Origin of the sequence: Sporosarcina sp. P13 (assembly GCF_002743055.1) — a bacterium.
Taxonomy (GTDB): domain Bacteria; phylum Bacillota; class Bacilli; order Bacillales_A; family Planococcaceae; genus Sporosarcina.
In genome coordinates, this window is record NZ_PDYM01000031.1 from 1 (window position 1) to 14,928 (window position 14,928).

Sequence of the window (14,928 nt, forward strand, 5' to 3'; positions counted from 1 at the left end):
AGGTATATGACGTACTACAATCATTATCGTGGGCAATGGAATTTAAAAAAGTTGCCGCCTGCAAAATACAGGCAGCAACTTCAACAACTAGCATAGGCTTTTTTTAATTGTCCTTTACAAAGGGTACAGTTTATTGCCGCAGACGGATTATTCTTATGGATTAGTCACGATTTGTAAAGATCATTACCAAACGTACCAATTCAAGCACGGCAACAGCTGTAGCGGCAACGTATGTCATGGCAGCTGCGCTTAATACTTTCTTCGCTTGTGGTTCCTCATCATTTCGGATAATACCGAGTTGAACGATTTGATCCATCGCGCGAGAAGAAGCATTAAACTCCACTGGTAACGTAACGACCTGGAACAATACCCCAACAGCCATCAACAAAATCCCGATTCCAAGCAATGAATTCATGCTAGAAAATATTAAACCGATCATGATGAATACCCAAGATGCATTGGAAGTCAAACTAGCAACTGGTGCCAATCTGTGGCGGAAACGAAGAAACGCGTACGCTTCTTTATCTTGAATCGCGTGCCCTACTTCGTGCGCAGCAACTGCTGTTCCTGCTACCGATGCTTCGTGATAGTTACTTGTGGACAAAGCCACAATTTTCGTCATTGGATTGTAGTGATCTGTTAAAAAACCTTGTTGCTCTACTACCTTTACATCATGCAAACCATTTTGGTCTAACATGAGGCGGGCCACTTGAGCACCCGTCATACCTGAGGTCGAACGTATTTTTGAATATTTCTTATATGTGCTTTTCACTTTAAATTGCGCATAGATAGGAAGCAATATAATGAAACCAAAGTAAATCCAGAACACGACTATCTCTCCCCTTTCTCTCTTACCAATTTTATAATGTTTAAGTGCTAACTGCAACTTTTAACTACAGTTTCAACTGTCGCTCTTGTAGTCTTGATCTTAAACTCCAAACCGCGAGTCCGATGCACGCAACAGACAGCCAAAATGTGAAATAACCGATTTGCGGACTATACTTTGTTAAGTCATGATAGATTGGCATTTGACCAAAAACATAGTCAATGACATCATTATGCATTGTCCAAACCGCTGCAATTGCGATGTGCCAACCACTGAATCGATAGTTTTTCAAATAAAGAACGCCTTGTACTGCCATCGCAAAGTGTGAGCCGATGAGCATCCAGCCTACCGGACCAATGTAACCTGTCTCTACGAGCGTCAATAAATTCATCACCACAGCCCATAACCCATACTTCACCAATGTAATGAGTGCGAGCGCTTCCATCAATTTAAAATTCCGTTTAAGCAACCAGCCGATAATAGCTATTGAGAAAAACAACGTAGCTGTTGGACTATCCGGTACAAATATCCAAAACTTTGGCTCCGTAATTTCAAGTTGCCACATATACCAATCATAACCGTAGACCGAACCGAGTATGTTGATAAAGAGCAGAAGCCATAAGAATGATTTATGTGAAAGAAGAATCCATAACTGTGTCCATAATAAACGCAAAAGCAATACCCTCCCTTTGTCGGTCGCACCATATAGGACGTATATAAAGAAAAAAAGAGTCAGTTTCCTGACTCTTTTTTCTTACTTCGTATTTAAGCCTTCGATGAATTCAGCAAGTACTTGTAGGTCTTCATCTGAACCATCCCATGTACCAGCTGGCATACCGCCTTGACCATCATGAGCAATCGTAATGATTTCATCTGCAGTCAATCCAGTATTGGTTAATGGTAAACCAAGTCCACCTTGGAATGAATCACCGTGACAGCCGATACAAGAAGAACCTTGATAGATTTCATAGCCTTCAGCTGTTGTATCAAACTCTACTTCTTCAACGATAGCACCTTGAACTTTTGCTGCTTCCCAATCGTGGTTTACAACAGATTCCCAAGTTAAGTAGAAAATCGCTAAGAATGAAAGAATCATAAAGCCTGTTGGCAATGGACGCTTAAATGGACGTCTTTCTTTCGTTGTATCCATGAATGGAACTAGCATTAATGCCATAAATGCCAATCCTGGAATGACAATCGCACCGATCACGTTATATGGTCCGGAAGCGAATTCATATTTCAATAACTGATACATGAATAGGAAATACCAGTCTGGAATCGGTATATACATTGTATCCGTCGGGTCCGCTTGACGCTCAAGTGGAGACGGATGGGCAAGTGTAACGATTAGATAACCGATTAAGAAAATCGATCCAACCATCCACTCTTTCAATAGAAAGTTTGGCCAGAATGCTTCGGTTTTACCCGGATATTCTGAGTAATCTTTAGGTACGTTCGGCATTTTTCCTGCAGCTTTTATGCGCGAATCCCCAACAAATTTCATCCCTTTACCGCGGTGCATGTTATTCCCTCCTTCTTAAATTTCAGATGACCCTAACCAAAAAATTGGTTCTTATAGTGGTCCGGAAATACCTTGTCTTCTGATCATGATAAAGTGTGCTGCGAGCAACCCAAGCAAAGCAGCCGGTAGGAAAAACACATGAATCGCGAAGAATCTTGTTAACGTCTGAGCACCTAATATCGTGGAATCACCCGCGAGAAGAATTTTAATCTGTTCTCCGATAAATGGTACTGACGCGGCAATCTCAATCCCAACTTTTGTTGCAAATAGAGCTTTCATATCCCAAGGCAGTAGATACCCTGTGAAGCCTAGACCCAGCATTACGCCGAAAATCAGCACGCCGACTACCCAGTTAAGCTCACGAGGTTTCTTATAAGACCCTGTAAAGAATACACGCAAAGTATGTAGGAACATCATGACAATAACTAACGAAGCTCCCCAGTGGTGCATCCCTCGCACAAGTTCACCGAATGCAACATCATTTTGAAGGTAGAAAACTGATTTCCATGCGTTTTCGATATCCGGTGTGTAATACATTGTCAGGAACATACCAGACAAGATTTGGATCACCGTTACGAAGAACGTCAAACCTCCGAAACAATAGATGAATGCAGAAAAATGATGTGCAGGGTTTACGTGCTCAGGTACTTCATGGTCAGCGATATCTCGCCAAATTGGAGTGATATCTAACCGTTCATCCACCCAATCATAAATTTTATTTAACACTGCGGTCGTACCCCCTTACCCTTTAGACTAATGTGTTCGGTATTGTTCCACCAAGATAGACAAATCCGTCGATGACTTCCACTTCATATTCATCAAGTGGTCCAAGCGGCGGTGATCCTGGTATGTTATCACCATTTTTTTTGTAACGTCCTGCGTGACATGGGCAGAAAAATTCGTTTTTATACACGTCCCCTTCCCAGTTAACTGTACACCCTAAGTGTTTACAGACTGGAGAAAGTGCTATGACCTTGTCGCCTTCTTTGTAGACCCAAGCCGTGTTAGATTCATCAGATGTGTACCACGCGTCTTGTCGGTCTTTGATTGTATAGTCTACGCGAATTGGAGTCTCTGTTAAATCAGCGGCTTTTTGCGGTGTTGGAATCATATCCGACCCACCGGTATTAGCTAGTACAGGATCAATCGCGAAACGAATCATTGGCATCAACATAGCAGAAGCCATGAACCCACCAGTTCCCATTAGTGTATAACTCAGGAACGTGCGTCTAGACACTTTATTGCTCATCAGTAATTTCCCTCCTCTTACTCCAAAGTCAGTCCCACGGACATTCTTTTGCTAATTGTAATACTAGGACATATCTATGATATATCAATATGAAACTAAATTCAATAATGCTTTTAGTAGGCCTTTAAGTTTGTGAACAAATATTAAGATTATGTGACAAACGAGAAAGAGGCTTTCATGTTGTACAAATAAGTGCTTTAGCTGATTTCGATTGCTGAATCAGTTTACTGCACGTTCCACTTCTCCATAAAATGCGTCAGGACTTGTCGTAGTTGATCCTCCATGATTGTTTGGCGCAAGTGATCGTCCATCGTTTCGAGTGGAATCGATGGCAACCAAACGACTTTACCTTCTACAGTTACAGAAGTCCATTTGGCATCTGTAGTTAGGTAAAAGGTATGTGCAAACGAAGATTTCTTCAAGTCTTCAGAAAGCGTGTCTGCGAGTTGTTGTAAGTCCGTAGACTGTGTGTAGGAAACTGGTGGCATGAACATCATACGCCCCTTGAACTGTTTCTCTATAAACATCGATAGATTCATAAGAAATTCAGAAGATGATGCGCTATTTTTCATCGTTTCTGGTCTCGTATCGATTGAGAGTAACGGCACAACAATGGTATCAATATAATCTTTCTGATTGATATATGTATCCACATCTTTTGGTACCCAATTCATTTTTCATTCCTCCAATCCTTGTTCCATAAAGTGTAGCTTAAACATTTGCCCAACGCAAACCAATGACTTCACCAAGGTTGGTGAAGTCATTGGTCTTTTTTCATTTCATTCAACAGCTCGGTTAAGCTAATAAACAGTTCGCGATCCCCTTTGTCGAGTGCTTCATCAATCCGTTTGTTCAACATCTCTTTCGTCATGATTGTGAAGCTCTCTTCCAACAGACGTTCTGCGACTTCCTGGTCTTTTCTTTTCGTTAAAAGATCTTCAGGCACATACGGATTTTCTTCCGCCACACTTGCATATTCAGGACATTTATAACTGTCTTTGAAATTTAACTGAATGAACATGTCCTCATTAGGGTGTAAGCGCAAGTCGTGAAAAGATTTCTCCGCATCCGCGGTCATGAGATTGCCTTTGTAAAAACGGAATGGGATACTGTCTACTTCTGTAGTGGAAATAATCATGGCCCGCGGACAGTGATGAGCTTCATCCGTAAAGTGAACATTGGTCAATAAATGTTCATTGCTTAGAAGATAATTTAAAATCCATACACATTCCCGACGCTTTAATCGATAGCGCTTCAAAAACCACCTCAAAAAATCTTTCTTGGCAGCAACAGGAACCATGGCATTCATTTCATACCCCCTCTTCAGATTGCGCGTCTACATATGCCGTCCATTCTTCTGCTTGTGGATTGACTACTACTAGTTGCTGAATGACTGGCAATGCTTCGGATGATTTACCTTCTTCTAGCAAGAATCGGGCATATTGATCCAAAAAGTCCGCATCTTCTTTCATCCCATCATATGCTTTCAAATATATTTCATACGCCTTTTTATAATTTTCTGTACGTTCGTAAGCGTAAGCAAAGAATGCGTGCAATAATGGTATCTCTAATTGATCGGCTTCTGCATATGTCAATAACTCTAGTAATGACTCATCATCTTCTTGCTGATTATATAATGATGCAAGGGTTACAAGCGCATCTATATATTCAGGGTCCAAGACGAGTGCTTCTTTCAAATGATTTTCAGCTTGCTCTGGCAATTGCAGTTTAAGAGCTGACTTTCCAGCCGCGAGTTGCAGTTCCTTATCAAAAGCATCACGTTCGATTCCTTTTTTGAATAATTGTAGCGCTTGCTCATCTTCGTTTTGTTGCGCATAGCTTTGACCTGCAAGCATATAAGCGGAAAAATAATCTGGATCCATCTCAAGTAATTGCTCAAGACGACTGATTGCGTCGGTATAGCGCTCTGTTTGGTAATAAGCGAGCCCTAAGCCAAATAACTCTTCTGGATTCGCTTGCTTCTTTAGTAGCTCCTCATAGAACGGAATCGCTTCTTCATATGCAGCTCCCGCACTATACGCTTCTGCTAAACGTGAAGATATGCTAACGCCTGCTAGTTCATCGTTCGTCTCGTGCAATTTGTTATAGATTCTTACCGCTTCACTATAGCGACCCGAGTCTAGCAATAATTCCGCTTGCGCCAATTGAATGACCGGTTCATGTGGAGCAAGTGCCGCTGCTTCACGTACTTTAGCTAACGCTGTTTCCGCAAAGCCAAGCATTTGGTAGTAGTCGGCTTGTGCAAGTAGCGCTTGCACAAACTCTTCTTCATCTTCTTTAATATCAGTCAATAAAAGTAGCGCATCATCTTCCTCACCGAGTTCAATCAACGCAGCAGCACGATCTATTTTCAACTGTGCTTCATCAGGGAAAACAAGTAGTAATTGTGCAAAAATACCATCTGCTTGTTCGATGAAACCATAATTGATTAGAAGATTGGCTACATCATATAATGCATCATATTCATGATTCGCTTGAAGTGTTTGGATTTTTTGTTGTAGAGCATCTGCATCCCCATCTAATAAAAGCTGCTCCATTTCTTGCAATAAATTCATTTTTTCACCCGAACTTTCTGTTAGACTTTAGTGTTTCACTAGATTCGAAAGATCTTCGAAAAAATGTGGATAGGAGATTGCAATACACGAAGGATTGTCAATATGAACAGGCTCTGACGTTATTAAGCCTGCAATAGCAGCCATCATTCCAAGACGATGGTCACCATACGATTGAAGAGTTCCTCCCGTCAACGGCGTCGGACCAGTAATGATCATGCCGTCTTTCGTTGTCTCGATAGTCGCCCCTAGCTTTCGTAACTCCGTAGCCACCGCTTCGATACGGTCGGTTTCTTTGACACGCAATTCTTCCGCGTCTTTAATAATCGTTTGACCTTCCGCTTGTGTAGCTAATAAAGCCAAAACTGGTAGTTCGTCGATTAATCTAGGAATCAAATCGCCACCAATTTCAGTCGCTTGTAACTTCGAATGCTTGATTCGCACGCTACCATAACGTTCTCCTGAAAAGCCTTGCTCATCCAAAATATTTATGTGTACACCCATCGATTCTAGTACATCCAATATTCCAGTACGAGTCTGATTCAATCCAACTTTCTCAAACGTTACTTCACTATCTTCCACCATTGCCGCAGCAACCATGAAAAACGCAGCAGATGAAATATCGCCAGGCACTACAACATCAGTCCCCGTCAATTGTTGTCCACCTTGTAAGCGAATTGTTTTATCCGATTGTTCTACATTTGCTCCAAATTGCATCAGCATGCGTTCAGTATGATCTCTTGAAACAGCTTGTTCCGTTACAGACGTTACTCCTTCTGCCTGAAGTCCAGCTAGAAGTATAGCAGACTTCACTTGTGCGCTCGCTACAGGCATATTATAGTCAATCGCTTGTAACGCTGCACCTTTAATTGTAAGCGGTAAATAGTCCGCTTGTCCTTCGCTCGTGATGTTCGCACCCATCAAGCCCAGCGGATCGGTCACTCGCTTCATTGGACGCTTGGATAAATATTGATCACCGCACATTACAGAAGTGACCGATGCCCCCGATAAGATGCCGAGCATTAGACGTGCAGTCGTACCTGAATTACCTGCGTCAAGTGCCTCAGTAGGTGTCTGCCAATTAGCAATTCCCGGACTTTCTACTACGACATCTGTCCCTTCGCGTGTAATCGTTACGCCAAGCTTACGGAATATTTCAATCGTACTTAAACAATCTTCTCCGTCTAGAAATCCTGCAATTGTCGTCTTCCCTTTAGCGATGGACCCGAGCATAACCGCACGATGAGAAATTGATTTATCTCCCGGTACTTGTAGCGCTCCGCGGAGGACGGGTCGTTCAAATGAAACAGTCTTCTGTTGTGACATCTAGCTCTCCTCCTTTAAATTATGTGCATATTAAAGTATGTGCATGGAATAATCGGTTTCTTGTGTCAGCACTTGTCGCGCACGTTTACGCTCAGCTGTTGATTGGAAACTGATTACTAGAATACCGTAGACATCGGTACGTGTTTCTACGATGCGTATATTCGTTAAACTAATATCTGCATCTGCAAGGATTTTCGTAATTTCAGAAATAACCCCTGGATGGTCGGGCACATCAATATGCAAATCAAATGTCATATAAAGCGCACCTTGAACTGCCCCTTCATATGTAGAAGGCAGTTGATCGCGATACGTTTTCGCTTGGGCAAAGAAATCAAAAATTTGCTCCGGATTATTATCAACGAGCATTTCACGGATATTCGTCATTTCATCTAGCCAACCGTCAACTTGGGACAGTAGTTCTTCCCTATTTTGAATCGTAATATCACGCCACATAACAGGATCTGCCGAAGCGATTCGCGTTAAGTCACGGAAACCACCAGCCGCCAACTGTTTAACGAATGGTTGTCCTTCTTCTTGTGCCTCTAAACGTCCGACTAAAGAAGAGGCGATGATATGCGGAAAGTGACTAATAATTGCAGTCATGCGATCATGTTCTTCTGCTTGCAAGACGATAAGTTTCGCTTTCGTTGCCTCAAACAACGTCTCTAGAAGTGAAATTTTCTCTTCCGATGTGTCAGTTGTAGGCGTTAAAATATAATAGGCATTTTCAAAAAGATGTTCCATCGCTGCCGATACGCCACTTTTATGGGAACCTGCCATTGGATGGCCACCAATGAACGTAATACCGCTCTCCTGCAATTTTACCGCAGCATCCATGATTGGTTTTTTCGTGCTTCCCGTATCCGTCACAATCACATGTTCTTTAAAGTTCCAATCAATCGCTTCTTCAAATAACTTGACCGTCGTATTGACAGGAGTCGCAAAAATAACAAAGTCAGCCTGCTCACAGGCTGATTTTGCGGAAGGTGCGACTGTATCAATAATCCCTCTGCGAAATGCTTCATCAGCAGTCGCGTATGAGCGGTCAAAACCGATAATATGAACATCGGGATTTCGTTTTAATGCCAGACCGAGTGATCCTCCGATCAATCCCAGCCCGATTATGCTAACAGTCGTTTTCATTATCATCTATCCTTATTTGTTAGTTAATAATTGATCAAAAGCTTTAAAGAAGCCCGTATTTTGCTGTTCTGTTCCGATCGTCACACGTACAAATCCTGGTGTACCAAGTAAATTACCACTGCGAACAATATAACCGTGTTGTAGCAGAATTTCACATGCTTCATTTGCATCCACCGGCACTTCGATTAGTACGAAGTTTGTTTCGGAAGGGTAGATTGCTAGTTGGTTTTCTTTAGCATACGCAACGTAACGAGTACGTTCTGTCTCATTTTTCGTTACACAGTCTTTTAGGAACTGCTGATCAGCAAGAGCCACTTCAGCCGCTCCAAGCGCTAGCGTATTACAGTTAAATGGGTTACGTACCTTATTCAACTCTTGGATAATCCCTTCATTCGCAACGGCATAACCAATACGGAAACTTGCTAATCCGTAAGCTTTTGAGAACGTACGAGAGACAAGTAAGTTGTCGTAATCGTGGATCCAGCGCATCGCATCTTCTTGCTCAGATGACGTGACATATTCGAAATATGCTTCATCGAGTACAATTAATGCTGTTTTTGGAGCACGATCTAAAAAGTCTTTAATTGTTTGACTCGGTAGGAAATTACCTGTCGGGTTATTCGGATTACATACCCAGATGATTGCTGTCTGTTCATCAGCAACTTGTAAAAAGCCTTCTAAATTATGATCACCGTTATCAAGCATCTCTACTTGACGGATTTCCGCACCTTCAACTTTCGCATTATGCGCGTATTGTGGGAACGTCACGGAAGCCATTACGGTGTTCGCGCCTGGTTGCAACAAGGCTCTGGAAATGATTGTAACCATTTCATCTGATCCATTACTAATTATTAATTCATTTGGATCTACTTCGTGATAGTTCGCTAAGTCCGCACGTAGCCCTGATGTGTAGACGTCTGGATACATTTCAAACTGGTCTGCGCAAGAACGTAAATATTCTGCAACCGCAGGCGATGTGCCGTAAGGATTTTCATTTGACGCTAATTTGTGTACCTCTTGAAGGCCGTATGTACGTTTCACTTCGGCAATAGAACGCCCAGGTGCGTATGGCCTCATAGAAGATAAGATTGGCTTCCAATTCATTAGGGTAGTTCCTCCTTGTAACAAATTCGTTATTTTTGAAGATCTGGTCGTAGCTGCACTGCATTGTTGCGGTAAATATGTTGTATTTCGTTTTGTGGTGTAGTGGTGTTAACATTCATCATGACGCGGATACATTTGCGCATCGAGCCTGGCACATCAATTTCGTGCGTGCACATTACAGGTACATATGTCCATCCTTCAATAGAGCGAATCGCTTTCGCTGGGAATGCTGCTTTGACATCCATTGTTGTAGAGACAATGACAGAACCAATGTCATCCGGTGTGAATTGATTGGCCTCAGCCATTTCTAATACGAGCTCTTCTGTAGCTTGTAGGATTTCTTGTGCATCATCAAGATCAACAGTCGTTGCTCCTCTAATACCTCTAACACTCATACGATTACCTCACTTTCTAACTTTCCCTTAAACTCTTCAAATGCTTGTCGGCATTCTTCCGTGCTGATTTCCTTTACAAATGGTTGACCCAATTGTTTCAATAAGACAAAATTCATTTTTCCAAAGGAAGCTTTCTTATCTTTTTGCATATAAGATAATAACTCTTCGAAGCTATAGTTAAAGACTGGATTGAATGTATAGCCGTTACGCTTTGCAAAGCGCAAGTAGCGGCCCGTGAAATCAGCTGGCAAGTCACCATGTTTTTCACTTAACAAGAAGGCATAACCCATACCAATCATGACACATTCACCGTGACTTAAATTGCCGAAACCTGACGCAGCTTCTACCGCATGACCAAATGTATGACCAAAATTTAAGTATTTACGTGTCGAATGTTCGAATTCATCTTCACCAACGATTTGTGCTTTGACACCGATTCCCCGTAGCAATTCCGGCTCTAACCATTTGACGGAAGGTGCTGAAAATTGTTCTTCTTCTAGCAACTTTTCTGTCCAGTCTGCATCCGAAATGAATGCGTGTTTAACCAATTCTGCCATACCCGAACGCATTTCTGAAGCGGGTAACGTCTTAAAAACATCCGTATCAAATAACACTGCTGATGGCTGATGAAATGAACCTACCATGTTTTTACCTTCTGGCATATTAATCGCTGTTTTGCCACCAACTGCACTATCATGCGCAAGGACAGTTGTAGGGCACTGAATAAAGCGAATGCCTCTCATGAACGTCGCAGCTACGAAGCCTGTCAAATCGCCACAAGCGCCGCCACCGAAAGCGATAAGAAGCGAGTTACGTGTGAATCCTTCTTGTAGTAAGAACGATTGGCACGCTACATACACTTCTGGCATTTTACAACTCTCTCCACCTGGCACAATTTTCACGGATACTTCGCGACCAGAACTCGCAAGCGCGTCTTGTAGCATAGGCAAATGCAATTCTGCCACATGTGCATCCGCAATAATACCAATTTTATCTGTGCTCTTTAGTAACTCCGCGTATTCCGTCGAAAACATTTTATATGTTTGCGATCCTACATAGACATCGTACTGGTGATCGCGGACGGAAACCGTTAACTTTTCCATCTTAAAACTCCTTTACATATTGTCTATATTGTTCGATATCTCTCTGTAAACCATCCATTGTGTCCGAACGGAATTCATCCATAATCGCTTTCGCCATTTCTGTTGCAATCACATGCTCCGCCACGACTGACGCTGCTGGAACCGCACAAGGATCCGAACGCTCGATTGTCGCAACAAATGACTCCTTCGTATCAATATCAACACTTTCAAGCGGCTTGTACAATGTAGGAATCGGCTTCATGACGCCACGCACAACGATCGGCATACCTGTTGTCATACCGCCTTCTAGTCCGCCCAAGCGATTAGACTTGCGGTAATAGCCAAGCTCTTCATTCCAGCTAATTTCGTCATGCACTTCACTTCCTGGCATTTTCGCCATGTCGAAACCTAGACCAATCTCTACCCCTTTAAACGCGTTAATACTCATCATCGCGCCAGCTAATTTGCCATCCATTTTGCGATCGAATTGAACATAGCTGCCGATTCCAGGAGGGCAACCTTCGATGATGACTTCTACTACTCCACCGAGCGTATCGCCACGTTTTTTAATATCATCAATGGCTTCGGTCATTTTAACGGATGCTTCTTTATCTGCACAGTACACTGCATCTTCTTCTACAATTGCGCGTAACTCTTCGATAGCTAATCCTGCGTAAGTCGAAGGATCTGTTTCGATTCCACCGATTTCCGTTACGTGAGCAACCGTTTCGATGCCTAGTTGACGTAAAAATTGTTTCGCAACCGCCCCGATTGCTACGCGCATTGTTGTTTCACGTGCAGATGAACGCTCAAGTACATTACGCAAGTCGCGATGGCCATATTTCATACCTCCAACTAAATCCGCATGTCCGGGACGCGGTCTTGTGATTTGACGCTTCACATCTTCAGGATTGACGTCTTCCGGAAGTGGTTCAACACCCATAATGCTTGTCCAGTGCTTCCAGTCATCATTAACGACTGTTAACGTAACCGGTGAACCCATCGTCTTACCATGACGTACACCAGAAGTAATTTCCACGCGATCCTTCTCAATTTGCATTCGGCGTCCTCTACCATGTCCACCTTGTCTTCTCTTTAATTCTTTATTGATCATTTCGGCCGTCAATTCCATCTGAGCAGGTAATCCCTCGATGATTGCTGTCAGTTGTGGACCATGTGATTCTCCAGCTGTAAAATACCGCATGTTTAATTCACTCCTAGAATAATCTATTATTTTTTCCGATAAAAGAATGTATCTACTGATTCAAAGCTATATTTTTCAGGATTGAATATTTGCTCTGTACTGCCAACAAATAAAATCCCACCTGGTTTTAACGCTTTAGAAAAGTTCATATAAATAAGATTTTTCGCTTCTTCTGTAAAATAAATCATGACGTTACGGCAGACAATTAAATCATAATTCGTATCATAATGATCTTCCAATAAATTATGCTGTTTGAACGTAACTGTCTTTTTGATATCATCTACTACTTGATACGATTGCCCTTCTTTAACAAAGTATTTGGCAACAATCGGTTTAGGCACTTCTTTTAACGAGCGTTCACCATAGAGTCCTACTTTTGCGCGTTCTAAGACACCTACATCCAAATCAGTTGCCGTAATGGAAATATTGCGTAATGGTACATGTGAAGATAATACCATTGCCAAAGAATAAGGCTCTTCACCAGTCGAACAAGCTGCACTCCAAATTTTTAATCGTTTATTTTTTTCTAGTAATTGCGGAAAAATCTTTTTCTCCAAAACATTCCAACGAACCGCATTGCGGTAAAATTCTGACACATTAATCGTCATGCGGTCCAAGAATTCATCCAACAAACTTTTGTCAGCTTGAATCGCTTGGAAATATTCCCCAAAATCACGATAACCTTTCTTTTCATATAAAGAGGTGAGCCTACGTTTCATCTGTGCTTCTTTGTATAACGATAAGTCGATGCCAGTCTTCTGTTTAATCCCTTGAATCAATATCGAGTAATCAGACATGTATTGCCCCCTCCTCATTACCCTATCTTTCTATTTACGTTCCTATTATAGCGGAAAACACTTCCTGTATGTATAAGAAAAACAGCCACGCGAAATTCGCTCGGCTGTTTTTGGCGATTAGTTAATCCAGTTGTTCACTGTTTTGTCATAAGTCACAAGCTCTTCTTCTTTGAAGAACAAGTTGATCTCGCGGCTTGCTGACTCAGATGAATCTGAACCGTGTATAATATTCTTGCCTACAGTTACAGCGAAATCTCCACGGATTGTTCCAGGAGCAGATTCTGTTGGATTTGTAGCACCCATCATTAAACGTGCAGTAGAGATGACGTTCTCACCTTCCCAAACCATTGCGAATACTGGTCCAGAAGTGATGAAATCTACAAGTTCTCCGAAGAACGGACGTTCTTTATGCTCACCGTAATGTTGCTCAGCAAGGTCTTGAGAAATATTCATCAATTTCCCACCAACTAATTGGAATCCTTTGTCTTCAAAACGACCAACAATTTCACCTATTAGGTTACGTTGTACGCCGTCTGGCTTTACCATTAAAAATGTTCTTTCCATTTATGAAACACTCCTTCATCTGTCTATGGGAATTTACCCTTTTAAATCGTACCATTGTCACCTTTTTCTTTCAACTAATAATGAGTTTGAAGAGCAAAAGATGCGTAAAAATCTTCCGAAAACTATATAGAGCTAAAAAATCGAATCAATATTTTCGTTGTCCGATAAAGTCAGCTATTTGGATTAACGCTTTTTTTGATTTACCATTCGGTAAGCTATCTAGTTCATTTAATGCTTTCGCCAAATAAAGATTGCTAATATGTTGAGCTTTTTCAAGAGCACCACTTTGTCGAATATAGCGCAACATATTCTGGCGATCCGCTTCTGCCATCTGCCCCGTAAATGCTCGTTCCATAAACGGTTTGAACTCCATATCGTCTTTTATGTATAAGATAGGCAAGGTGATATGGCCGTTCAACAAATCACTACCCGCTGGTTTGCCGAGCTCTGAGTCTGTTGAAGTGATGTCCAAAATATCGTCGATGATTTGAAATGCCATACCTGTAAAATAGCCATATCTTCTAAGTTTCTGGACAGTTTCCGCATCTGCATCCGCACTTAACGCACCCAGTTCACAGCTTGATGCTAATAATAATGCTGTTTTACGTTTGATCCGCTTCAAATAATCCCGTAGATTTTGATCAGTTTGTTGCTGGAAATCAATTTGTATAATTTCCCCTTTGCATATTTCAAGCATGGTTTCTGCAAGGATTCTATGTACTGATTCTTTCTCAATGCCGCCAATAGATGTCAACGCGCGTGAAAAGATGAAATCACCGGCATACATTGCAACCCGGTTATTCCATTTCGCTTTGACCGTCTCCAATCCACGCCGCATGTCTGAATCATCTATGACATCATCATGGACAAGTGAAGCCATATGGATTAATTCTAGCGACACCGCGACTTTAGCTACATTTTCAAGAGAGTAACGCCCGAAGTGTGCCGCCAAAATAACAAAGATCGGCCGAATTCTTTTCCCTCCTGCTTTCAATAAATGCAAAGACGCTTGACGGACAATGGGAGAGGAAGATTGCACGGAACGCTCAAGCTCTTTTTCAATATAAGCCACATCTTTGCGGAAATCCGTATAAAGTGACATCAATTTAATTTTTTCCAAACCCATTACCTTCTCCCGTGTAC

18 protein-coding genes are annotated in these 14,928 nt (G+C 41.9%); 1 reads left to right on the top strand and 17 read right to left on the bottom strand.

What is annotated here, in order from left to right; all coding sequences use genetic code 11:
* Positions 1–96: IS3 family transposase (locus CSV79_RS17440; protein ID WP_369824980.1), on the top strand; the 96-nt coding region annotated here is incomplete at its 5' end.
* A 64-nt stretch (positions 97–160) separates the two neighbouring features.
* Here the strand turns inward: CSV79_RS17440 and CSV79_RS12570 are convergent.
* From CSV79_RS12570 to CSV79_RS12650, 17 genes are all read right to left on the bottom strand, one after another.
* Positions 161–829, bottom strand: a complete 669-nt coding sequence (locus CSV79_RS12570; protein ID WP_369824974.1) for a zinc metallopeptidase — start codon at positions 827–829, stop codon at positions 161–163.
* A 64-nt stretch (positions 830–893) separates the two neighbouring features.
* Positions 894–1,499, bottom strand: a complete 606-nt coding sequence (gene lhaT, locus CSV79_RS12575; protein WP_233201441.1) for a lipoprotein heptaprenylglyceryl N-acetyltransferase LhaT — start codon at positions 1,497–1,499, stop codon at positions 894–896.
* 81 nt (positions 1,500–1,580) lie between these two features.
* Positions 1,581–2,348 carry a menaquinol-cytochrome c reductase cytochrome b/c subunit gene (locus CSV79_RS12580; RefSeq protein WP_099689413.1) on the bottom strand — a complete coding sequence of 256 codons (768 nt, stop codon included), beginning with the start codon at positions 2,346–2,348 and terminating at the stop codon, positions 1,581–1,583.
* A gap of 51 nt (positions 2,349–2,399) precedes the next feature.
* Complete coding sequence (gene qcrB, locus CSV79_RS12585; RefSeq protein ID WP_099689414.1) at positions 2,400–3,074, bottom strand: menaquinol-cytochrome c reductase cytochrome b subunit; 675 nt, start codon at positions 3,072–3,074, stop codon at positions 2,400–2,402.
* Positions 3,075–3,096: 22 nt separating this feature from the next.
* Positions 3,097–3,600, bottom strand: coding sequence for a Rieske (2Fe-2S) protein (locus tag CSV79_RS12590; RefSeq protein WP_099689415.1), 504 nt, complete (start codon positions 3,598–3,600; stop codon positions 3,097–3,099).
* A 221-nt stretch (positions 3,601–3,821) separates the two neighbouring features.
* Positions 3,822–4,271, bottom strand: coding sequence for a DUF2487 family protein (locus CSV79_RS12595; RefSeq protein WP_099689416.1), 450 nt, complete (start codon positions 4,269–4,271; stop codon positions 3,822–3,824).
* An 86-nt stretch (positions 4,272–4,357) separates the two neighbouring features.
* Entirely contained in the window at positions 4,358–4,906 is a 549-nt protein-coding gene (locus CSV79_RS12600) for a ReoY family proteolytic degradation factor (RefSeq protein WP_099689417.1), read from the bottom strand.
* A gap of 1 nt (position 4,907) precedes the next feature.
* Positions 4,908–6,173, bottom strand: a complete 1,266-nt coding sequence (locus tag CSV79_RS12605; RefSeq protein ID WP_099689418.1) for a tetratricopeptide repeat protein — start codon at positions 6,171–6,173, stop codon at positions 4,908–4,910.
* Positions 6,174–6,200: 27 nt separating this feature from the next.
* The gene (gene aroA, locus CSV79_RS12610) at positions 6,201–7,496 is read right to left on the bottom strand and encodes a 3-phosphoshikimate 1-carboxyvinyltransferase (protein WP_099689419.1); all 1,296 of its coding nucleotides are present in this window, start codon (positions 7,494–7,496) and stop codon (positions 6,201–6,203) included.
* Positions 7,497–7,526: 30 nt separating this feature from the next.
* Positions 7,527–8,639: a prephenate dehydrogenase gene (locus tag CSV79_RS12615; RefSeq protein WP_099689420.1), complete on the bottom strand. Its 1,113-nt coding sequence runs from the start codon at positions 8,637–8,639 to the stop codon at positions 7,527–7,529.
* A gap of 12 nt (positions 8,640–8,651) precedes the next feature.
* Entirely contained in the window at positions 8,652–9,743 is a 1,092-nt protein-coding gene (gene hisC, locus CSV79_RS12620; protein ID WP_099689421.1) for a histidinol-phosphate transaminase, read from the bottom strand.
* Between the two features lie 29 nt (positions 9,744–9,772).
* A complete protein-coding gene (aroH, locus tag CSV79_RS12625) occupies positions 9,773–10,138 on the bottom strand; it encodes a chorismate mutase (protein WP_099689422.1) in 366 nt (121 codons plus the stop codon).
* A complete protein-coding gene (gene aroB / locus CSV79_RS12630; protein ID WP_099689423.1) occupies positions 10,135–11,241 on the bottom strand; it encodes a 3-dehydroquinate synthase in 1,107 nt (368 codons plus the stop codon). Before aroB ends, aroH begins: the two co-directional genes overlap by 4 nt.
* A gap of 1 nt (position 11,242) precedes the next feature.
* A complete protein-coding gene (gene aroC, locus CSV79_RS12635) occupies positions 11,243–12,424 on the bottom strand; it encodes a chorismate synthase (RefSeq protein ID WP_099689424.1) in 1,182 nt (393 codons plus the stop codon).
* A gap of 26 nt (positions 12,425–12,450) precedes the next feature.
* On the bottom strand, positions 12,451–13,221 hold the full coding sequence (locus tag CSV79_RS12640) for a CheR family methyltransferase (protein ID WP_099689425.1): 771 nt from the start codon (positions 13,219–13,221) through the stop codon (positions 12,451–12,453).
* A 117-nt stretch (positions 13,222–13,338) separates the two neighbouring features.
* Positions 13,339–13,785 carry a nucleoside-diphosphate kinase gene (ndk, locus tag CSV79_RS12645; protein ID WP_099689426.1) on the bottom strand — a complete coding sequence of 149 codons (447 nt, stop codon included), beginning with the start codon at positions 13,783–13,785 and terminating at the stop codon, positions 13,339–13,341.
* A 145-nt stretch (positions 13,786–13,930) separates the two neighbouring features.
* Complete coding sequence (locus tag CSV79_RS12650) at positions 13,931–14,905, bottom strand: polyprenyl synthetase family protein (protein WP_099689450.1); 975 nt, start codon at positions 14,903–14,905, stop codon at positions 13,931–13,933.
* Positions 14,906–14,928 lie beyond the last annotated feature (23 nt).